Annotated in this window: 19 protein-coding genes; 12 read left to right on the top strand and 7 right to left on the bottom strand. The window is 70.6% G+C overall.

Annotated elements, in window-relative coordinates; all coding sequences use genetic code 11:
- Positions 1 to 65 precede the first annotated feature (65 nt).
- The 7 genes from CRP55_RS41430 (at position 66) to wecB (ending at position 9977) form a co-directional block, all read left to right on the top strand.
- Complete coding sequence (locus tag CRP55_RS41430; protein WP_097327482.1) at positions 66 to 908, top strand: glycosyltransferase family 2 protein; 843 nt, start codon at positions 66 to 68, stop codon at positions 906 to 908.
- Entirely contained in the window at positions 905 to 1798 is an 894-nt protein-coding gene (locus CRP55_RS41425) for a glycosyltransferase (RefSeq protein ID WP_097327481.1), read from the top strand. Before CRP55_RS41430 ends, CRP55_RS41425 begins: the two co-directional genes overlap by 4 nt.
- Before the next feature lie 77 nt (positions 1799 to 1875).
- Entirely contained in the window at positions 1876 to 5304 is a 3429-nt protein-coding gene (locus CRP55_RS41420; protein ID WP_179855562.1) for an Ig-like domain-containing protein, read from the top strand.
- A gap of 303 nt (positions 5305 to 5607) precedes the next feature.
- Positions 5608 to 6792: a hypothetical protein gene (locus tag CRP55_RS41415; RefSeq protein WP_097327480.1), complete on the top strand. Its 1185-nt coding sequence runs from the start codon at positions 5608 to 5610 to the stop codon at positions 6790 to 6792.
- Positions 6789 to 7580: a WecB/TagA/CpsF family glycosyltransferase gene (locus CRP55_RS41410; RefSeq protein WP_097327479.1), complete on the top strand. Its 792-nt coding sequence runs from the start codon at positions 6789 to 6791 to the stop codon at positions 7578 to 7580. The genes CRP55_RS41415 and CRP55_RS41410 overlap by 4 nt, the downstream gene beginning before the upstream one ends.
- Positions 7581 to 7593: 13 nt before the next feature.
- On the top strand, positions 7594 to 8850 hold the full coding sequence (locus tag CRP55_RS41405; protein WP_097327478.1) for a nucleotide sugar dehydrogenase: 1257 nt from the start codon (positions 7594 to 7596) through the stop codon (positions 8848 to 8850).
- Complete coding sequence (wecB, locus tag CRP55_RS41400; protein ID WP_097327477.1) at positions 8850 to 9977, top strand: non-hydrolyzing UDP-N-acetylglucosamine 2-epimerase; 1128 nt, start codon at positions 8850 to 8852, stop codon at positions 9975 to 9977. The genes CRP55_RS41405 and wecB overlap by 1 nt, the downstream gene beginning before the upstream one ends.
- A gap of 489 nt (positions 9978 to 10466) precedes the next feature.
- On the opposite strand, the gene CRP55_RS41395 is transcribed toward wecB, so the two are convergent.
- The 3 genes from CRP55_RS41395 to rfbA all read right to left on the bottom strand — a co-directional run bounded on the left by CRP55_RS41395 (position 10467) and on the right by rfbA (position 13752).
- Positions 10467 to 11945, bottom strand: a complete 1479-nt coding sequence (locus tag CRP55_RS41395; protein WP_245923692.1) for a sugar transferase — start codon at positions 11943 to 11945, stop codon at positions 10467 to 10469.
- A gap of 305 nt (positions 11946 to 12250) precedes the next feature.
- Complete coding sequence (locus CRP55_RS41390) at positions 12251 to 12880, bottom strand: dTDP-4-dehydrorhamnose 3,5-epimerase family protein (protein WP_097327475.1); 630 nt, start codon at positions 12878 to 12880, stop codon at positions 12251 to 12253.
- Positions 12877 to 13752 (bottom strand): glucose-1-phosphate thymidylyltransferase RfbA, encoded by an 876-nt coding sequence (rfbA, locus tag CRP55_RS41385; RefSeq protein ID WP_097327474.1) that lies wholly within the window; start codon positions 13750 to 13752, stop codon positions 12877 to 12879. Before rfbA ends, CRP55_RS41390 begins: the two co-directional genes overlap by 4 nt.
- A gap of 46 nt (positions 13753 to 13798) precedes the next feature.
- Between rfbA and rfbB the strand changes: the two genes are divergently transcribed.
- The 4 genes from rfbB to CRP55_RS53595 are packed head-to-tail and all read left to right on the top strand — an operon-like array spanning position 13799 to position 16258.
- A complete protein-coding gene (gene rfbB, locus CRP55_RS41380; protein ID WP_097327473.1) occupies positions 13799 to 14761 on the top strand; it encodes a dTDP-glucose 4,6-dehydratase in 963 nt (320 codons plus the stop codon).
- Complete coding sequence (rfbD, locus tag CRP55_RS41375; RefSeq protein ID WP_179855561.1) at positions 14761 to 15594, top strand: dTDP-4-dehydrorhamnose reductase; 834 nt, start codon at positions 14761 to 14763, stop codon at positions 15592 to 15594. Before rfbB ends, rfbD begins: the two co-directional genes overlap by 1 nt.
- The gene (locus CRP55_RS41370) at positions 15549 to 16073 is read left to right on the top strand and encodes a GNAT family N-acetyltransferase (protein ID WP_179855560.1); all 525 of its coding nucleotides are present in this window, start codon (positions 15549 to 15551) and stop codon (positions 16071 to 16073) included. The genes rfbD and CRP55_RS41370 overlap by 46 nt, the downstream gene beginning before the upstream one ends.
- Before the next feature lie 29 nt (positions 16074 to 16102).
- Positions 16103 to 16258 carry a hypothetical protein gene (locus CRP55_RS53595; RefSeq protein ID WP_179855559.1) on the top strand — a complete coding sequence of 52 codons (156 nt, stop codon included), beginning with the start codon at positions 16103 to 16105 and terminating at the stop codon, positions 16256 to 16258.
- 7 nt (positions 16259 to 16265) lie between these two features.
- On the opposite strand, the gene CRP55_RS41365 is transcribed toward CRP55_RS53595, so the two are convergent.
- Genes CRP55_RS41365 through CRP55_RS41355 form a run of 3 tightly spaced genes read right to left on the bottom strand, consistent with a single transcriptional unit; the run spans position 16266 to position 18079 of the window.
- Complete coding sequence (locus CRP55_RS41365) at positions 16266 to 17021, bottom strand: class I SAM-dependent methyltransferase (protein ID WP_097327471.1); 756 nt, start codon at positions 17019 to 17021, stop codon at positions 16266 to 16268.
- The gene (locus CRP55_RS41360) at positions 17018 to 17500 is read right to left on the bottom strand and encodes a cupin domain-containing protein (RefSeq protein ID WP_097327470.1); all 483 of its coding nucleotides are present in this window, start codon (positions 17498 to 17500) and stop codon (positions 17018 to 17020) included. The genes CRP55_RS41365 and CRP55_RS41360 overlap by 4 nt, the downstream gene beginning before the upstream one ends.
- 21 nt (positions 17501 to 17521) lie before the next feature.
- Positions 17522 to 18079: a phosphatase PAP2 family protein gene (locus CRP55_RS41355; protein ID WP_245923691.1), complete on the bottom strand. Its 558-nt coding sequence runs from the start codon at positions 18077 to 18079 to the stop codon at positions 17522 to 17524.
- 43 nt (positions 18080 to 18122) lie between these two features.
- Between CRP55_RS41355 and CRP55_RS41350 the strand changes: the two genes are divergently transcribed.
- Positions 18123 to 18353, top strand: coding sequence for a hypothetical protein (locus CRP55_RS41350; protein WP_097327469.1), 231 nt, complete (start codon positions 18123 to 18125; stop codon positions 18351 to 18353).
- Here CRP55_RS41350 and CRP55_RS41345 read toward each other — a convergent pair.
- The gene (locus tag CRP55_RS41345) at positions 18261 to 19859 is read right to left on the bottom strand and encodes an MFS transporter (protein WP_097327468.1); all 1599 of its coding nucleotides are present in this window, start codon (positions 19857 to 19859) and stop codon (positions 18261 to 18263) included. The genes CRP55_RS41350 and CRP55_RS41345 overlap by 93 nt on opposite strands.
- Between the last annotated feature and the right edge of the window lie 107 nt (positions 19860 to 19966).

Raw genomic sequence — 19966 nt, 5'->3', positions numbered from 1 at the left:
CGTGTCCTTGCGCGGGGATCCGACAGAGGGTGGTGTCGATCGGCGGCCACCGGAATACTGCCAGCGTGATCAGCGTGGTTGTCCCGGCGCACAACGAGGCGCCCGTCATCGGCCGGCTGTTGCGGTCGCTCGTGTCCGGCGCGCGGCCGGGCGAGTTGCAGGTCGTGGTGGTGCCCAACGGGTGCACCGACGACACCGCGGCGGTGGCCGCCGGCTTCGGCCCGCCCGTCGAGGTGGTCGACGTTCCGCAAGCGGGCAAGTACGCGGCGATGCGGGCCGGTGACGACCGGGCCACCGGCAGTGAGGTGGTCTACCTCGACGCCGACGTGGAGATGACCGCCGGCGACATCCGGCGGCTGGCCGAGGCCCTGCGCGAGCCGGGCGTGCTCGCGGCCGCGCCCGAGCGGGTCGTCCCGACGGACCGGTCGTCGTGGCCCGTCCGGTGGTATTACGACGTCTGGCAGCAACTGCCGGTGGTGCGCGAGGGCCTGTTCGGCCGCGGCGTCATCGCAGTGACCGGCGAGGCCCGCGAGCGGCTGCGGGCGGTGCCCGACGTGATGGGCGACGACCTGGCCGCCTCGGTCGCGTTCACCGCGGCCGAGCGCCGGATCGTGCCCGGTTCGCGGGTCATCGTGCATCCGCCGCGCACCCTGGGCGACCTGATCCGCCGGCGGGTCCGGTCGGTCACCGCGACCACGCAGCTCCAGCAGGCCCTGCCCGACGCGGTGGACGAGGCCCGTACCACCAAAGCCGATCTGATCGGGATCGTCCGGGCGAATCCCCTGGCCGCCCCCAAGCTGGCCGTCTTCCTGGCCGTCACCCTCGTCACCCGGCGCCGCGCCAAGCGTGCCGTGCGCGCCGGCGACTTCACGACCTGGCTCCGAGACGAAAGCAGCAGGACAGCATGAGAGTCGCGGTAGTAGTAGTCACCTACAACAGCGCCGCGGTGCTGCCGGGGTTGCTGCGCTCCCTGGACGAGGGCCTGAGCGGCCTCGACTGGGGTCTCTACGTCGCCGACAACAACTCGGCCGACGACTGCGTCGCCATCGCCCGCGAGCTCGTGCCGGGCTGCCACATCGAGCAGACCGGCCGCAACGCGGGATATGCGGCCGCCTTCAACGCCGCGCTGCGCGTCGCCGATCCGTACGACGCCGTCCTGATCCTCAACCCCGACGTCCGTCTGAAGCCGGGGTCGGTGGCCGAGCTGGCGGCCCGACTGGAGAAGCCGGGCGTCGGCATCGCGGTGCCGCGCATCCTCGGCGAGGACGGGCACGTGGCGTACTCGCTGCGCCGCGAGCCGACCGTGGGCCGCGCTCTCGGCGAGGCCGTGCTGGGCCAGCGGGCCGGCCGTTTCCCGGCGCTGGGCGAGACCGTGCTCGACCGCGAGGCGTACTTCACCGACGGCACGGCCGACTGGGCGACCGGCGCCGTGATGCTGATGTCGCGCGCCTGCCTCGAGGCGTGCGGGCCGTGGGAGGAGCGGTTCTTCCTCTATTCCGAGGAGACGGAATTCGCCCTGCGCGCCCGGGATCGTGGTTTCGTGACCGAGTTGGTGGCCGATGCCGAGGTTGTCCATATCGGAGGCGAGTCGCGGGTGTCGCCGGCCTTGTGGAGCCTGCTGACCGTCAACCGGGTCAGGCTCTATCGAATGCGGCATTCCGCGCCCGCGTCCGCCTTCTACTGGTCGGCGGTCTTCCTCCGTGAGGCGTCCCGAGCTGCCCTGGGACACCAGAGAAGCCGGCGCGCCGTCACCGCGCTGGTCCGCCCGGCCACGCTGCCCTTCCCGCCTTTGAATTAGATAAGAAACAGCTGAGAAACGTCTGACTCTTAACGTTCCGCTCGTAATTTCTTTCACTCCTTTCTGGGGAGAAATGCGTGCACGGAACACTTAGGCGCGTTTTCGGGATCGCTCTGCCGGTCGTCGTCTCGCTGGCCGGGCTCTCCGCTCCGGCCGCGGCGGCGACCAGCCCCAAACCCGCTTCCCTTCCCGATCCCACGGCCCGCGGGCCGTACGGTCACCAGGTCGTCCAGGAGGCCAAGTTCGGCCTGGCGGCCATTCAGGAGCCCAACTCCGACGGCGCGGCGCCCACGACCGGAACGGCGCAGGCGCCGATGGACGTCGAGATCCGCGGCCAGCTCTACATGCCCGACTGGAAGAAGCGGACCCAGCCGTCGCCGCTGATCGTGCTGGTGCACGGCAACCACGGCTCCTGCGACTCCGGTCAGGACTCCGCCACGGCGACGTGCGCGCAGTACAAGCACAACGAGAGCGGCTACGCCTACCTGGCCGAGAACCTCGCGACCTGGGGCTACACCACGTTCTCCCTCTCGCAGGACCAGCTGATGATGCGGCAGGACAACAGCAAGGGCAAAGGCATGCACAACCGCCGCATGCTCCTGTCGGCCACGCTCGACGCCATCACCGCCGCCGCCAAGGCCAAGGGCCTGCCGGTCGACGAGCACACCACCATCGGCAAGACCCTGGCCGGTCACCTCGACATGACCCGCATCGGCCTGATGGGCCACTCGCGCGGCGGCGACGCGGTCACCAACTTCCTCGACTACAACCGCATCCGCACGGACGGGCCGCGCTACCCGATCAACGGCGTCATCTCGCTGGCGCCGACCGACTACGAGCGCAAGGCGCCGTACGGCATGCCGTTCATGACGATCCTGCCGATGTGCGACGGCGACGTCTCCAACCTGATGGGCGCGCGCGAGTTCGAGCGTTCCCAGTACGTCAGCCCCGGTGACCCGTTCCCGCGGATCCAGGTGGAGCAGCTCGGCGCCATCCACAACTGGTACAACTCGGTCTGGTACGCCGACGGCGGCGCCGACGGGCAGGCCAACAACGACGCCGCCTGTGGCAACTCGGCGCCGTTCGCGACCAACAACGTCCACCCGAACAACCTGCGGCTCAGCGGCGCCGCCTCCTACACCGACCCGGCCCTGAACTACGCGATCGACAACTCGGACCCGCTGAACCCGGCCAAGAACACGAAGATCTCGGGCGACCCGCAGCGGATGGGCGACCAGGAGAAGCTCGGCCTGGCCACGATGGCCGCGTTCTTCCGGCGCTACATCGGCGGCGAGGGCGCGTTCGAGCCGTACATGACCGGCGAGCTCTCGAACACCTCGTCCAAGCTTCAGGTGCCCGCGAGCGCCTGCCCGACGAGCACCTCGGGAACGGCCATCCCGTGCGAGGAGCGGGTCAACACGACCTACTTCGCCGGCGCCGGCGCCCGGGTCGACCTGATCCGTCCCGAAGTGGAGAATCCGCTCACCCTGAACGCGCTCGGCGGCTCGCTGGCCGGGCAGGGCTTCGCCGACCCGTACGCCCAAGCGGCCGGAGTGACCACCAAGCCGGCGGCGACCCCGCAGGGATTCGACTGGTGCAACCCGGAGCCGCAGGACTTCGCGCCGGCCCAGCTCGGCAAGACCGGCCTGCCCGCGGCGGCCAAGCAGTGCCCGCTGCCGGCCGCGACCGCGCTCGGCGGCCAGAACGGCACCCGCGAGAACGCGCCGGTCAACCACTCGTACGGTCGCCAGCTCACCCTGGCCTGGGAGCAGGGCTCGGCCGCGAAGCTGACCGCGCAGATCCCGGCCGCCTCCAAGAACCTGAAGGGCCTGGAGGCGCTCGCGCTCGACGCCGCGGTCAACTTCTTCGACACCCGCAACCCGGGCGCCGACAACCGCGGCGACAACACCCGCGACACGGCGGTGAACGGCACCGCGGCCAGCCCGGTGTGGCCCAACGAGAAGCCCGTCTCTTTCGACCCGGCGTCGACCACCCAGGACTTCGTCATCGCGCTGAAGGACACGACCGGCCGCGAGGCCGTCGTCGCGGCCGGCGACCCGCGCTGGGGCAACGCGCTGCACATGTCGACCGGCACGAACACCCCGAACACGCACATCGTGCTCGACCAGATCCGGGTCCCGCTGACCGAGTTCGCCCGGCAGGGCGTCGACGTCGGCTCGCTGGCCTCGCTGGAGCTGCGCTTCGGCACCGGCGCCATGCCCAAGTCGGGCTCGATCCAGCTAGCCGACGTGCGCTTCCAGGAGAGCGCGTCCGGCGCGCAGATCCTCTCGGACGGCGTGACCAAGGCCAACGGCGCCGGCTACGGGCGTTACCACTCCGGTGGTACGACTCCGGCCGCCACCCTGGCCGCGTACGCCAACTCGCCCGGCACCGTCGCGCTGAAGGACAGCGGCACCGTCTGGACCGTCGACGACGACCGCAAGCAGTGCCCGAACGCGCAGTTCACCTCGGTGCAGAAGGCCGTCGATTCCGCGTCGCCGTGGGACACGATCGTTGTCTGTGAGGGCATCTACCAGGAGTCGTCGACCCCGGTGAACCACAACTCCAACCCGGTGCAGGCCGGCTCGAAGAACGGCCTGACCATCACCAAGCCGCTGAAGATCAAGGGCGCCGGGGCGGACAAGGTGGTCATCGAGCCCGACCAGTCGCTGACCACCCTGGCCGGCGACCAGCCGTACCTGCGCGACGGCGGCGGCAACGTCATCACGGTGTCCCGGCAGTCGCTCGGCTCGACCGACACCAATGAGATGTTCGTCGACATCTCCGGCGTCACGGTCACGTCGGGCAAAGTGGAGGCTGAGGCCGGTATCGCCTACTTCGGCGCGGCCGGGCGCCTCAGCGACAGCGTCGTCAAGGCCGGCGGCTGGGGTGTCGTCAAGACCGGAGTAATCCAGGGGTCCGGCCCGGCCACGGTCGAGAGCGAACTCACCGTCACCGGCAGCGTGGTCACGGGCGGCATCCTCTTCGACGGAGCGCGCGGAAAGGACGGCGCCCCGGAGAACACGGTCCGTAGCGGCATCCGCAATCACGGCTATGTAAGCAGTACGGTCGTCACGGGTCCCGTGCAGTTCACCTACGGAGCCGACGGATTCGTGAAGGACAGCCGCATCACCGGTGGTGTCGTTCTGACCGACGCCGGCACGGTGAGTACTCCCAAGCCTCGCCATCTGCCGACCGGCGTGGGGCGGGTGGCCGACACCCGCCCGACGGCCGCGATCGTCGACCCCGGCGCCCGGCCGGCGGTCAAGGTGGGCGAGACCGTGCACCCGCTGGTGCGGGCCACCGACGACTTCGGAGTGCGGTCGGTGACGCTGCTGGTCGACGGGGCCAAGGCGGGGACCACATCGGTTTCCCCGTACGGGTTCTCGTGGACCGCCTCGGCCAAGTACGCCGGCCGTAAGGTGACCCTGCAGGCCCTGGTCACCGACTCGTCCGGCAACGTCCGGGTGTCCGCGCCGTCAACAGTGACGGTCGCCCGGCGGTAGTCACGGCGAACGATGAGGGCCCGCCGTACGGCGGGCCCTCTTTCGCTGTCTCGGCCATCGGCCGAAGGTGTGATAGCGCGGTCCGAAACGTCGAATCCGCATTGACCATTCTGAAAGAGGCGTCTGCCGTACGGTCGGAGTAAACGGAAGGCTCCGCGCGAATCGCCCGTAACGGCGAGTCAGCAACCCGTCATACCTTCCTTCCGGTGGATCGTCCTCAGTAGCCTCAGCGTCGGCCACGCAAAAAACGTTGGCGGGCACCCTGATCCAGCCCGCCGGTCGCCCTGCCTCCGGAAGGACGCCATGACGTCAGCACCAGCGAGATACGTCCACCTCGACGGCGAGACGATCGACCTGACCAATCGGCTTCTCGCGCTCGCGTCGCGCGGGTTGCCCACGATGTACCGCACCGAAACGGACGAGTTCGCCTTCACCCGGGTATTTACGGCCGAAAATGGCTTGGTGAGTGCGCATTTGTCCGGAACGAGCCTGCGCTACGCCGCGATCGTGGCGCTCGGCGTCGCCTGGCTCCCGGCCGACCAGGTGCCCGCCCTGCTCGGCGGCCACGACCTGGAGAAGTTCGTGGCGCTGCTCGTCGACCGGCAGGCGACGAGCAGCAACCTCGGCGACATCGCGCTCGTCGCCTGGGCGGCCGCCCAGATCGGGCACCCGCGCCTTCCCGAGGCCCTGGAGCGGCTCCGGGCGTTCGACCGGCGCACCGCCGCGGAGTACGTGGTGGAGGCCTCCTGGGTCGTCGCCGCGCTCGCCACGGCCCGCAAGCAGGCCGATGTGGAGGATCACCTGGCCGCGGCCCGCCGGCGGCTGCTCGACAGCGTCCGGCCCGGCAGCCCGCTGTTCCCGCACGCGACCGGCCCCGGCCTCGTCAAGCCCTACCGCGACCACGTCGCCTGCTTCGCCGACCAGGTCTACCCGATCCAGGCGCTGGCCCGGCTGCACCACTCGGCCGACGGCGGCGACGCCGAGGCCTTGCAGGCGGCCCGCACCACGGCCGAGCAGATCTGCCGGCTCCAGGGCCCGGACGGCCAGTGGTGGTGGCACTACGACGCCCGCACCGGCGGCGTCGTCGAGGGCTACCCGGTCTACACCGTCCACCAGCACGCGATGGGCCCGATGGCGCTGCTCGACCTGGCCGAGGCGGCCGGCGGCATCACCGACTTCGACGAGCCGATCCGCAAGGGCCTGCTCTGGCTGCTCGGCCCGGCCGAGCTCGGCGACACGGAAAACCCCATGCTGCTCGACGACGAGGGCCTCACCGTCCGGAAGGTCTTCCGCGGCGACCCGCGCAAAATCGTGCGCGCGGCCCACACGGTGACGACCCGGGCCCGATCCGGCCTGAAGCTGTCGGTCATCGACCGCGTCTACAAGCCGCTCTCGCTCGACCGCGAGTGCCGGCCGTACGAGTTCGGCTGGCTCTACTTCGCCTGGCTCGCCTCCGTCGAGGTCCCGGCGGAAGGGATCGCGCGATGAGCACCACGACCTCCACCACCGCCGAGGGCCGTCGCGAGATGTTCGGCATGCCGCTCGACGCGCTGACCCTCGAGGAGACCGTGCAGCGCTGCCTCGACTCGGTCGGCAAGGGCGAGCTGCTCGAGGTCGGCGTCGTGAACGCGGCCAAGATCGTCAAGATGCGGGCCGACGCCGACCTGCGCGACGCGGTCACCGGCTGCGGCCTCATCGTCGCCGACGGCCAGTCCGTGGTCTGGGCCAGCAAGGTGCTGCGGCAGCCGCTGCCCGAGCGGGTCGCCGGCATCGACCTGTTCCAGCGCCTGATGTACATGGCGGAGCTGCGCGGGCACTCGGTCTACTTCCTCGGCGCCAAGCCCGAGGTGCTCGAGACCATGGTCGAGCGGATCCGCAAGCAGCATCCGAAATTGAAGATCGCCGGCTACCGCGACGGCTACTACGCCGCCGAGGAGTCGGAGGCGGTGGCCGACGGCATCAAAGCCAGCGGCGCCGACCTGCTCTTCCTCGGCATGACCTCGCCCAAGAAGGAGGTCTTCGTCGCCACACACGGCGCCCGCACCGGCGCCAAGGTCGTGCACGGCGTCGGCGGCTCCTTCGACGTGCTGGCCGGCGTGGTCAAGCGCGCGCCGGCCGCCTGGCAGCGCGTGGGCTGCGAATGGCTCTACCGGGCACTGCAGGAGCCGCGCCGGCTCGGGCGCCGCTACCTGACCACCAACGTCGCCTTCGTCGGGCTCGTCGCCCGCGAGTGGGTGCGGACCGTCCGGCCCGCACCGGCCGCCGAGCGCAACTAAAGGGGAAAGCACCATGCGAGTTGTCATCGCCGGCCAGGGTTACGTGGGGCTGCCGCTGGCCGTCCGCGCGGCCGAGGTCGGTCACGAGGTCGTCGGCTTCGACGTCGACACCGTCCGCGTCGGCCGTCTCGTCGAGGGGGAGTCGTACGTCGAGGACATCCCGGCCGAGCGGCTGCGCGCCGTCCTGTCGGGCGGGAACTACAAGCCCAGCATCGATCCGGCCGACTGCGCCGGCTTCGACATCGCGGTCATCACGGTGCCGACGCCGCTGCGCGACGGCGCGCCCGACCTGTCGTACGTCGAGGCCTGCTCCGAGATGCTCGGCGGCCACCTGCGCCCGGGCGCGCTGGTCGTGCTGGAGTCGACGACCTATCCGGGCACGACCGAGGAGGTCGTCCTGCCGATCCTGGAGAAGGAGTCCGGCTTGACCGCCGGCGCCGACTTCCACCTCGGCTTCAGCCCCGAGCGCATCGACCCCGGCAACCCGACCTGGGGCCTGGTCAACACGCCGAAGGTCGTCTCCGGCCTCGACGAGGAGTCCCTCAAGCGGGTCAAGGCGTTCTACGACAGCGTCGTGGAGACCACCGTGACGGTCACCTCGATGCGCGAGGCCGAGCTGGCCAAGCTCATCGAGAACACGTTCCGCCACGTGAACATCGCGCTGGTCAACGAGATCGCGATGATCTCGCACGACCTCGGCATCGACGTGTGGCAGGCGATCGACGCGGCCAGCACCAAGCCGTTCGGCTTCATGCGGTTCACGCCCGGGCCCGGCGTCGGCGGCCACTGCCTGCCGATCGACCCGTCCTACCTGTCGTGGCGGGTGCAGCGGGCCCTGGGCCAGAGCTTCCGCTTCGTCGACCTGGCCAACGACATCAACAACCACATGCCCGACTACGTCGTGCGCCGGCTCATGGAGGCGCTCAACCGCCGCCAGCGCTCGGTCTCCGGCAGCCGGATCCTATTGCTGGGCCTGGCCTACAAGAAGAACACCGGCGACGCCCGGGAGTCGCCCGCGGTCCGCGTGGTGCAGCTGCTGCGCCAGATGGGCGCGGAGGTCCGGGTGGCCGACCCGCACGTGGTCGAGGCCGTGCACGGCGCCGACGACCTCACCATGGTCACGGCCGACGCCGAGGAGGTGCGCTCCGCCGACGCGGTGGTGCTGCTGGCCGACCACGACGAGTTCGACTACGACATGATCGGCCGCGAGGCCGCGTGCCTGCTCGACACCCGCCGGCGGCTGTCCGGTGACACGGTCGAGGTGATCTGATGCCGCGGATCATCTGCGTGGCCGGGGCCCGGCCCAACTTCATGAAGGTCAAGCCGGTCATGGACGCGCTCGAGGCGCGCGGCGCCGAGGTGGTGCTGGTGCACACCGGCCAGCACTACGACGCCGCGATGAACGACGTGTTCTTCACCGATCTGGGGCTGCGCAAGCCGGACCGCCACCTCGGCACCGGCTCGGGCAGCCACGCCGAGCAGACGGCCCGGGTGATGCTCGCCTTCGAGCCGCTGGTCGACGAGCTCGAGCCGGACGCGGTGGTGGTGGTCGGCGACGTCACCTCGACGCTGGCCTGCGCGCTGGTCGCGGCCAAGGCCGGCATCACCGTGGCCCACGTCGAGGCCGGCCTGCGCAGCCGTGACTGGAGCATGCCGGAGGAGGTCAACCGGCTGGCCACCGACCGGCTCAGCGACCTGCTGTTCGCCCCGTCGCCGGACGGTGTCGACAACCTGCGGGCCGAGGGCTATCACGAGGACCAGATCCACCTCGCGGGCAACGTCATGATCGACACGCTGCACGCCAACCTCGACCGGGCCCTCGGCTCGGACGCGCTGCACCGGCACGGGCTCACCCCGGGCGGGTACGCGCTGGCGACGCTGCACCGCCCGGCCAACGTGGACTCGCCCGAGATCCTGGGCGCGCTGCTGGGCGCCTTCGGCGAGGTGGCCAAGGAACTCCCGGTGATCCTGCCGGTGCACCCGCGCACGGCGGCCCGCCTCGAGACGGCCGGCCTGCCCGAGGGCATCCGGCTGATCCCGCCGGCCGGCTACCTCGACTTCATCGCCCTGCAGGCGTCGGCCCGGATGGTGCTGACCGACTCCGGCGGCATCCAGGAGGAGACCACCGCGCTCGGCGTGCCCTGCCTGACCACGCGCGACTCGACCGAGCGGCCGATCACCCTGACCGAGGGCACGAACATCCTCGTGGGGCGCGATCCGGAGCTCATCGTGGCCACGGCCCGCCGGGTCCTGGCCGATCCGCCGGCCAAGCGGGCTCCGGCCCTCTGGGACGGCCACGCCGGCGACCGCATCGCCGACGTGCTGCTCGCGCACCTGGCCGCGCCGGTCCGGCTGCGCCCGACCGACGCCCGGGACACGGCGGTCGCGCCCGCCTGACAGGCAAGGGAAACCGGCCCGGCCCCCATGCGGGGACCGGGCCGGATTTCGTCCTGCCGCCGCGGCGTCCCTCCCGCCGCACATGCGCGGCGATCGAGGTGAGGTCACGCCGGGGACAGGCGCAGGAGGTCTTCGACGGTGCCGGCCACGCCGTCGGCCGGGATCGGCGGCCCCGGCGAGGAGGTCGTGTGCCCACCGGCGCCGCCCGTAGTGGCGCTGCTGGAAGTCCTCGGCCGGCACGATCCACACCGCTCGGTCGCGGGCGACGTCATGGCGCTCGAGAAGCTCCGGCAGCAGGGCGGCGCCCTCCACGACTATCGGCCCGGCGGCGTCGGCCCATCGGCCGGCTCGACGGTGGCCGCGTGTCGTTCGAAGGCGTCGTCACACGAATACAGCAGGCGGCCCCGTGATGAGGCGATGAGCGCGGCGACGGTGCTCTTGCCCGAACAAGGCGATCCCCCGATCCAGAGCCGATCCACCGTGTGTTCGTCAGTAGGCGCCGGAGCTGCGGGCGACGGCGCTGACCGTGCGGGCCAGGATGGCCAGGTCCATGGAGAGCGACCAGTTCTCGACGTACGTCAGGTCGAGCCGGATCGACTCCTCCCAGGACAGGTCGGAGCGGCCGGAGACCTGCCACAGCCCGGTCAGGCCGGGCTTGACCGCGAGGCGCCGGAGCATGTCGGACGGATATCCCGCGACCTCGCGGGCCAGCGGCGGCCGGGGGCCGACCAGCGACATGTCGCCCTTGAGCACGTTTACCAGCTGGGGCAGCTCGTCGATGGAGAAGCGGCGCAGCCAGCGGCCGATCGGTGTGATGCGCGGGTCCTTGCGCATCTTGAACAGCTCGCCGTCGGTGTCGTTGAGGTTGCGCAGCTCGATGAGGCGGGCCTCGGCGTTGACCACCATGGTCCGGAACTTGTAGAGGGTGAACAGCCGCCCGTCCTTGCCGACGCGCTCCTGGCGGAAGATGGCCGGTCCGCGGCCGCGCGGGTCGAACGCCACCATCGCGGCCACCACGGCCAGCACCGGGGAGGCGAGCAGCAGCAGCACGAAGGCGCCGACGCGGTCGAAGGCGGCCTTGACGAGCCGGGCGCTGCCCTTGAGCCGCGGGTGCTCGACGTGCAGCATCGGCAGGCCGTCGACCGGGCGGATCGTCGTGCGGTCGCCCGCGACGTCGACCAGGGTGCTGGCCACGATGAGGTCGATCTCGTCGCGTTCGAGCTGCCAGGCCAGGCGCCGCAGGGCGGGACCGTCGATCTCGGGGCAGGAGAGCACGACCACGGTGTCGGCGTCGGAGCGGGAGACCGCCGCGGCCACGCCGTCGAAGGTGCCGTAGACGGGCGGGAGACCGAGCACGAAGCCGCCGCGGCTCGGGCCGGGGGGCAGGCAGGCCCCGATGACGTCGAGGCCGTGGTGACGCTCTCGGCCCAGCCGGCGGGCCATGTCGGCCACCGCCCGCTCGTGGCCGACCAGGATGACCCGGTGCAGGTGCCGGCCGCGGGCCCAGGTGCGGTGCAGGAGCTGCCGCAGCGTGAATCGGCCGGCGAGGCTGACGGCCACCGCCAACGGCATCGCGATAATCACGTAACCGCGGGCCAAACGCAGGTCGAAGGCGAACGAAACAATGGCCAGGACCGCGGTCAGCGCCAATCCTGAACGGAATACCCGAGCATACTCGTCGGTGCCGACGAACAGGTGACGGGGCTCGTACGCGCGGTTGAGGGTGAGGCAGGCCAGCCAGGCAACAGGAATGAGAAATGTCAATAGGAAATAGCCGGTGGCGAACGGGTCCCGGTTCGGCGTGCCGAAGCGCAGCAGCAGCGCCGAGTTCGCGGCCGCCAGCCCCACGGCGAAGTCGATGAGGTAGAGGGCCAGCACGTACTTGTTCTGCCACCCGGCTCGGGCCCGTCCGGCCTGTGGGCGGCCGTTGAGCTGCGGAACTCTGTCACTGAGGTCAAGGGTCGACACTGAATCGACTGTCTGCACTCCGTGCCTCCGTCATCGACTTTCTTCGATCAATGTCCTTGGCTCCGACGTATCGGACATGCCGGACACGCGGCGCTGCGGGTTACCCGCCGGACACACACGAGAAAGACTTTCGAATGCGCGGCCATCGCGCTACGCCTTTCCGTGTGAGTCCGATGACGGTTCGGATGAGGGCGCTGAAGAAACAGTCTCCAAAGTGGTCACATCGGACTATCTTCGGTTCTCGCCTCGCATGCCCGCACACCGCCGCGGAATTGCTTGCCACATACCAACCGATCGGCCGCCGGTCAATCGTCCGGCGGGGATGGATGAATGTCTTGAACCCGACGAAGGGTTGCGGTGAATGCGCGGCACTCGTCGTACCGCGGCAGCAGCCCCGCCTCCCGCGCCTCGGCCAGCGTCGGCGCGGCCGCGTCCTTGGGCGACAGCAGCGCCGCGCCGGCCGGCCAGTCGATGCCGAGCTCGGGGTCGAGCGGGTGCACGCCGTGCTCGTGGCCGGGCCGATAGGTGGCCGAGCACAGATAGGTGACCGTGGCGTCGTCGGTCAGCGCGCAGAAAGCGTGGCCCAGCCCCTCGGCGAGATAGACCGCGCGGCGCTCCACGTCGTCGAGCGGAACGGCCTCCCAGGCGCCGAACGTGGGCGAGCCGACCCGCAGGTCGACCACGACGTCCAGGATCGAGCCCGACACGCACGTCACGTATTTCGCCTGTCCCGGTGGCACATCGGCGAAGTGGACACCGCGCACGACGTCGCGCGCGGAGGTGGAGAGGTTGGCCTGCCTCAGGTCGAGCGGATGGCCCACGGCCTCGGCCAGACGGTCGAAGCGGTACCACTCGAGGAACGTGCCACGGTCGTCGCCGTGCTGCACGGGTGTGACCTCCCACGCGCCCTCGATGCTCAAGGGGCGGATCTTCACCGGGGACCTCCCATGTCCAGCAGGCGTTCAAGATACTGGCCGTAGCCGCTCTTGAGAAGCGGTTGGGCCAGCTCACGCAGATGATCGTCGCCGATGAAGCCCAGCCGCCACGCGGCCTCCTCGACGCAGCCGATTTTCAGGCCCTGCCGCTCCTCGATGACCCGCACGTATTCCGAGGCCTGCACCATCGACTGGAACGTGCCGGTGTCGAGCCACACGGTGCCCCGGTCGAGCACGGTGACGTCGAGCCGGCCCTGGCGGCGGTACTCCTCGTTCACGGCGGTGATCTCGAGCTCGCCGCGCGCGCTCGGCTCGAGCTTCTCGGCGATCCGCACCACGTCGGCGTCGTAGAAGTAGAGACCCGGGACGACGTACGTCGACTTGGGTTTGACCGGCTTCTCCTCGATCGAGAGGACCTTGCCCGTGTCGTCGAACTCGACGACGCCGTAGCGCTCGGGATCGGCCACGGGATAGGCGAAGACGCGGCCGCCCTCGGGCTCGGCGAAGCGGGTGAGCTGCCGTCCCAGGCCGACGCCGTGGAAGATGTTGTCGCCCAGGATCAGGGCCACCGGGTCGTCGCCGATGAAGTCGGCCCCGATCCGGAAGGCCTGGGCGATGCCCTCCGGGCGCGGCTGCACCGCGTAGGTCAGGGCCAGGCCGAACTGCGAGCCGTCGCCCAGCAGCCGCTGGAAGTGCGGCTGGTCCTCGGGCGTCGTGATGATCATGATCTCCCGGATCCCGGCCGACACCAGGGTGGTCAGCGGGTAGTAGATCATCGGTTTGTCGAAGATCGGCATGAGTTGCTTGGACATGGCCATGGTGATGGGCCAGAGACGTGAGCCGGTTCCCCCGGCGAGCAGAATTCCTCGCACTCGCGCAGGTTACGCAGAGTGCGGCGCACGTCTACACTCGCCAGCCGTGCACATTTTCGTGACCGGGGGTGCCGGTTTCATCGGATCGGAGTACGTCCGCGCCATCCTTCAGGATGAATACGCCGACGTCACCGTGCTCGACCTCCTGTCCTATTCGGGCAATCGGGCCAATCTGCCGGTGTCGCATGAGCGACTCCGCTTCGTTCAGGGCGATATCGGCGACGCTGCGCTGCTTCGCGAACTTCTGCCGGGACACGACGCGATCGTCCATTTCGCGGCCGAGTCCCATGTGGACCGCTCGATCCAGAGCGCCACGCCGTTCGTGACCACCAACGTGCTGGGCACGCAGGTGCTGCTCGACGAGGCCCGCCGGGCCGGAGTCGGCCGGTTCCTGCACGTTTCGACCGACGAGGTGTACGGGTCGATCGACGAGGGCTCGTGGACCGAGACGTGGCCGCTGGCCCCGAACTCGCCGTACGCCGCCTCGAAGGCCGGCTCCGACCTGATGGCGCTGGCCGCCCACCGCACGCACGGCATGGACGTGGTGGTGACCCGCTGCTCCAACAACTACGGCCACTACCAGTTCCCGGAAAAGGTCATCCCGCTGTTCGTCACGAATTTGCTCGACGGCAAGCAGGTGCCCCTGTACGGCGACGGCGGCAACGTCCGAGACTGGCTGCACGTCTCCGACCACGTCCGCGGCATCCAGCTGGCGCTGACCAAGGGCCGCGCGGGCGAGGTCTACAACATCGGCGGCGGCACCGAACTCTCCAACCGTGACCTGACCTCGCTCCTCCTCGAGGCGTGCGGCGCGGGCTGGGACATGGTCCGTCCGGTCGAGGACCGCAAGGGCCACGACCGCCGCTACTCGCTCGACATCACCAAGATCTCCGAGGAATTGGGGTACGCCCCGGCGGTCACCCTCGCCGCCGGACTGGACGCGACGGTCGAGTGGTACCGGTCGAACCGCGAGTGGTGGGAGCCGCTCAAGGCCCGGGCCGGTCTCTGATGCGCTGGCTCGTCACCGGCGCCGGCGGCATGCTGGGCCGTGACCTGGTTTCCGCGCTGTCGGAGGCCGGCGAGACCGACGTGGTCGCCGCGACCCGGGCCGATCTGGACATCTCCGACGCCGCAGCCGTGCGCGACGCGGTCGATGGGGCCGACGTGGTGCTCAACGCGGCCGCGTGGACCGACGTCGACGGCGCGGAGGCGAACGAGGCGGCGGCCACCGCGGTGAACGGGCACGCCGTCGCCGTCCTGGCCGCGGCCGCGGGCAAACGCCTCCTCCACGTCTCCACCGACTACGTCTTCGACGGCACGGCCACCTCGCCGTACCCCGAGGACGCCATTCCGGCTCCGGTCAACGCCTACGGCCGGGGCAAGGCCGTGGGGGAGCGGGCGGTTCTGGCCTCCGGCGGCACGGTGGTGCGCACGGCCTGGCTCTACGGCGAACACGGCAACAACTTCGTCCGTACGATGCTGCGCCTGGCCCGCGAACGCGACACCGTCGACGTGGTGTACGACCAGACCGGGCCGCCCACCTGGTCGTACGCCCTCGCCCGGCAACTCGTTGCCCTAGGCTTGTCGCAGGCGGCCCCGGGCATCTACCACGGCACGGCGGCCGGCTCCACCACCTGGTTCGGGCTGGCCCAGGCGGTCTTCGCCGAGGCCGGTCACGACCCTTCCCGCGTACGCCCGACGACCAGCGACCGCTTCGTCCGCCCGGCCCGCCGCCCGTCGTACAGCGTGCTCGGCCACCACCGTTGGGCCGCGACCGGCGTGGCCCCGCTGCCCGATTGGCGCCCGATGCTCCAGGAGGCCATGCCGTCCCTGCTCCACTGACACCACCACTGGTCGAGCTGCGCCCGCTCGTCTCGGCCGACGCCGCGACGATCGCCTCGTGGTCGCTGGACCCGCGCTTCGTGGCGGGCGCCGATTGGACGCCCGACCTGTCCCTGGAGGTGCACGTCGCCTTCCAGCTCCGCATCGTGACCGATCCGCCGGCCGACCTGATCCGGCTCGGCGCCGTGCACGAGGGGGAGCTGGTCGGCTACGTCGACCTGCACGGCCACGAGCCGCGCCGGCGCGAGCTCGGCTACGTCATCGGCGACTCCCACCGGTGGGGCCGCGGTTACGGCGGCGCCGCGGCCCGGGCCGGGCTGGCCTACGGATTCGGCGTGCTCGGCCTCACCGAGATCTGGGCCGAGGCGCTGACCGGCAACACGGCGTCGGTCCGGATTCTGCAAGGGCTCGGCATGACCGAGATTGATCACGGTGCGCCGGGCCCGTACCGCCGCTTCACGATATCGGTGGGTTCCTGACACCCGTCCCCGCTTGCCAGAATGCCGGTATGGACGATGAGGAACGGATCGGACGGCGAGCCTTCTTCGGCCGGGTGCTGCTGGCGGCCGGTGGGGTCGCCACGGTGCTCACCCTCTCCGGCTGCCCGGGCGGCGACGGGGACGACGACGATGACGACGGCGGCGACGACGGGGACGACGACTGAGCGGCGGTCAGGCCCGGGCCGTGTAGAGCCACGCGTAACGGCGTAGCACGACGCGGTCGCGGGCCTCGAGGTCGGCGAGCAGCCGGGCCCGGAACTGGGCCCGGTGCTCGTCGCCGAGGTCGTCGAGGAACTTGCGGGTGCCGTGCGTACGGAACCACTCCCACAGGGTCTCCGCGCCGTCGACCGGGATCTCGACCCGCAGGTCGGCCTCCTCGATCCCGGCGAAGCCGGCCGCGGCCAAGGACTCGAACTCGTCGAACGGCGCACCCATGCTCCCGCCGGGCGGCAGGTGTCGTGAGAACTCGGCGAACAGCGCGTTCGCGCCGTCGGCGAACTCGAAGCCGTCCGGCACGCGGCCCGGCGTCGTGAAAGCGAACAGGCCACCGGGCTTCAGGACGCGGCGTACCTCCCGTACGGCCGAATCGGGGTTGTCCAGAAGGTGCATTACGAGCCCGGCGGTGACCACGTCGAAGGTGGCGTCCGGAAACGGCAGATGTTCGGCGTCCACCACGGCCACGTCGACGCCCTCGGCGGCCAGCAGCGTGGCCATGCGCGGAGCGGCGTCGGTGGCGGTCACCGCGAAACCCCGGTCGCGGGCCGGGAGGGCGATCGCACCGCGGCCCGCCCCGATGTCGAGAAGACGGCCGCCGTTTTCGCCGGGGAGCCGCTCGGCGACGAGGCGGCCCAGCTCCGAGAAGAAGGGCAGCACCTCGTCGTAGCGGTCGGCCACACGGTCGAAGAGATCGATCACTGACTGGGTCACAGCCAGATGTTGTCATGCTCCAGATAGAAGGCGGCCTTCTCCTCGTCGCTCATCTCGTTCACGTGGGCGAGGCCCTCGAAGTAGCCCTCGCGGGGCGCGCCCGGCGAGAAGTGCAGCAGCATCGAGACCGGGGCGCCGGAGCGGTTCTTGAAAGCGTGGATGCCGCCGGGCGGGACATGCACGTAGTCGCCCGGTGACGCCTCGATCCAGCGTTCACCGTTGTAGATGCTCATGACGCCGTTGAGGATGTAGAAGCTCTCGGCCAGCGAATGGTGGAAGTGCGGGTCGGGCCCGGTGACACCCGGACCGCACTCCCAGCGGTAGAGGCCGAACAGCCCGTTGGTCGAGGCGCCCGTGGACAGATAGTGCACGCGGGTGCCGTTGGTCGGATAGACGAGCTCCGGGGCGGTGCCGTCCGGGCGGTAGGTCGCGCTGACCTCGCCCTTGTCCCCGTGATACAGCGGCGGAGGATACGTCATGATCTCATTGTCCCCCTTCGATCAGCGCAGTGTGGGGAAGACAGTGCCGGCGATCAGGGCGCCGGTCATCGTTCCGGCGATCACCTGGGCCGGGGTGTGCGCGGTGAGCCGCACCCGGGACCAGCCGATCAGCGGCAGCAACAGCGCGCCGGCCAGGGCCCACGGACCGTAGACGGTGACCAGCACGGCGACCGTGCCGGCGGCGACACCGGCGTGGATGGACATCTTCCAGAACGCGGTGACCGCGCCGAACACGAGCAGGCCGGCCACGCCGGCGATCATCAGGGCGAGCAGGGAGCGCGGCGCGCCGAGCAGGATCAGCGCGGTCAGGCCGACGGCCACCGAGGCCACCCCGAACAGCAGCGGGGCCTTGCGGTGGGAGCGCTCGGGGATGTGGTGGTCGGCCCAGTCGCCGCGGCGGACGCCCCGGAAGACGTACGCCATGGGAATGCCCGCGGTGAAGACGGCGGCCGGGACGCCCCACCAGCGGCCCACCACCAGCAGGAGGGCGGTGACCAGCACCGCCGGGGCGAAGACTTCGGTGATGACGCGGGCGAGGGTGATTTGTTGCGATGTCACCTGCGAAACGATAGGTCCCGCCCGTTTCGGGTATGCCGGAAACATGACCAACCACACCGGATTCCTGCGCCGCCTTCCCCGCGAGCAGCCCGTCTGGCTGTACGTAATGGTCGGCCTGCTGCTCCTGCCGCCGATCGCCCTGCTGGCGGCCGACGGCAAGGACTACTCGTTCATCACGGCCCTACTGCTCTTCGTCCCGGCCATGGCCGCCCTGGGCGGAGGCCTTTACGCCGAGCGCTGGTTCGCCCGCCACCGGGACCTTCCCCGTGATTGACGGCGCGACGCGCTGCGGGCCCCGGGCCACGACGTAGACGAGGAGGGCGGCCATGACGGCGGCTCCGGCCCACATCGCCTGCTGCCACCCGTCGACGAACGACTCCTTGGCCGCCGACAGCAGCGCCTCGGCGCGCGTTCCACTCTCACCGGCCACGGCGATGGCGTTGGCGACGCCTTCGCGGGCGGTGCCGGCCACGTCCGCCGGCACGCCGTTGAGCCGGGACTCGATGGCGCCGCGGTAGCCGGCGGAGAGCACCGCGCCGAGCAGGGCGACGCCGAGGGCGGTGCCGAACTCGCGGGTCACGTCGTTCAGAGCGGAGGCGACGCCCTGACTCTCGGCCGGCAGGGAACCGGTGATCGCCTCGGTCGAGGGCGTCATGGACAGGCCCATGCCCAGGCCCATGGCGAGCGTGCCGGGCAGCACCGACCGGTAGCCGCCGTCGACGGAGACCAGGATCGCCATGAGGGCGAGGCCGGCGCCTCCAGCCAGGATGCCCAGGGCCATCGTCGCGCGGCTTCCGATCCGGGCGCTCACCTTGGGGGCGAGGCCGGAGGCGAGCATCATCAGCAGCGCCATCGGCATCATGGCCAGGGTCGCCCGGAGCGCCGACCAGCCCAGCACGGCCTGCAGGAACGGGAAGAGCACGACGAAGATGCCCGCCTGCACTCCGAAGACGACCAGGAGGACGAGTGACCCGCCGGCCAGACCCCGCCGGCGGAAGAGCCGGATGTCGAGCAGCGGCGCCGGTTGGCGCAGTTCCCCCACGACGAATCCGATCGCGGCCAGCAGACCGGCGCCGAGCCCGATGACCGTCGAAGGCTTGGTCCATCCGTTCACCGGGCCCTCGTGCAGGACGAAGATCAGAGCGAGCACGGCGACGGCCGAGGCCGCCGACCCGACGGTGTCGAACCGGTGCGCGGTGTGCTCGCGGGAGTCGGGAACGGACCGGGCGACCATCGCGAACGACACCAGGACGAGCACGACGGGCAGGACGAACAGCCACCGCCAGGTGGCGACATCGACCAGCAGGGCGGACAGGTACATCCCGAGGATGCCACCGCCGCCGGCCACCGCGGTCCAGACCCCGATGCCCTTGGACCGTTCCTCCTCGGGGAAGGTCGACGTGATCACCGCCAGCGTGACCGGCATGATCATCGCAGCTCCGGCGCCGGAGACGATGCGGGACGCGAGCATGATCTCGGCCGAGGTGGCCAGGCCGGCGGCGACGTTCGCGGCGCCGAACAGAAGCAGGCCCAGCAGGAGCACCGGCTTGCGCCCGCGCCGGTCGCCGAACGCCCCGAGCGGCAGCAGCAGGGCGGCCAGCGTCATGGTGTAGCTGTTGATGATCCACAGCACCTCGCTCTGCGAGGCGCCGAACTCGACGGCGAGCTCCGGCTGGGCGACATTCAGGCCGGTCACCGAGGCGATGACGGCCATCAAGGCCACGCACACCGCGATCAGGATCAGGCGGCGCCGTCGGGGGTCGTCGATGGTGTTGCTCATGGTTCTTCCTCACGAAGGCCGAAGGAGCAGCTCAACGGGGCCGTGTGGCACCCGCTCGACGAGCATGCGCAAGCCCGCGTCCATGCGGCAAAGAGTTTTGCCGAATG

The organism is Paractinoplanes atraurantiacus (assembly GCF_900215205.1).
In the GTDB taxonomy this organism is placed as follows: Bacteria; Actinomycetota; Actinomycetes; order Mycobacteriales; family Micromonosporaceae; genus Actinoplanes; species Actinoplanes atraurantiacus.
This window is presented reverse-complemented; position numbering and strand designations above follow the sequence as displayed.

Coding starts and splice junctions, on each gene's coding strand:
- CRP55_RS41425 (WP_097327481.1), top strand. CDS start 905: ATGAGAGTCGCGGTAGTAGTAGTCACCTACAACAGCGCCGCGGTGCTG.
- CRP55_RS41415 (WP_097327480.1), top strand. CDS start 5,608: ATGACGTCAGCACCAGCGAGATACGTCCACCTCGACGGCGAGACGATC.
- CRP55_RS41410 (WP_097327479.1), top strand. CDS start 6,789: ATGAGCACCACGACCTCCACCACCGCCGAGGGCCGTCGCGAGATGTTC.
- CRP55_RS41405 (WP_097327478.1), top strand. CDS start 7,594: ATGCGAGTTGTCATCGCCGGCCAGGGTTACGTGGGGCTGCCGCTGGCC.
- wecB (WP_097327477.1), top strand. CDS start 8,850: ATGCCGCGGATCATCTGCGTGGCCGGGGCCCGGCCCAACTTCATGAAG.
- rfbD (WP_179855561.1), top strand. CDS start 14,761: ATGCGCTGGCTCGTCACCGGCGCCGGCGGCATGCTGGGCCGTGACCTG.
- CRP55_RS53595 (WP_179855559.1), top strand. CDS start 16,103: ATGGACGATGAGGAACGGATCGGACGGCGAGCCTTCTTCGGCCGGGTG.
- CRP55_RS41360 (WP_097327470.1), bottom strand. CDS start 17,500: ATGACGTATCCTCCGCCGCTGTATCACGGGGACAAGGGCGAGGTCAGC.
- CRP55_RS41350 (WP_097327469.1), top strand. CDS start 18,123: ATGACCAACCACACCGGATTCCTGCGCCGCCTTCCCCGCGAGCAGCCC.
- CRP55_RS41345 (WP_097327468.1), bottom strand. CDS start 19,859: ATGAGCAACACCATCGACGACCCCCGACGGCGCCGCCTGATCCTGATC.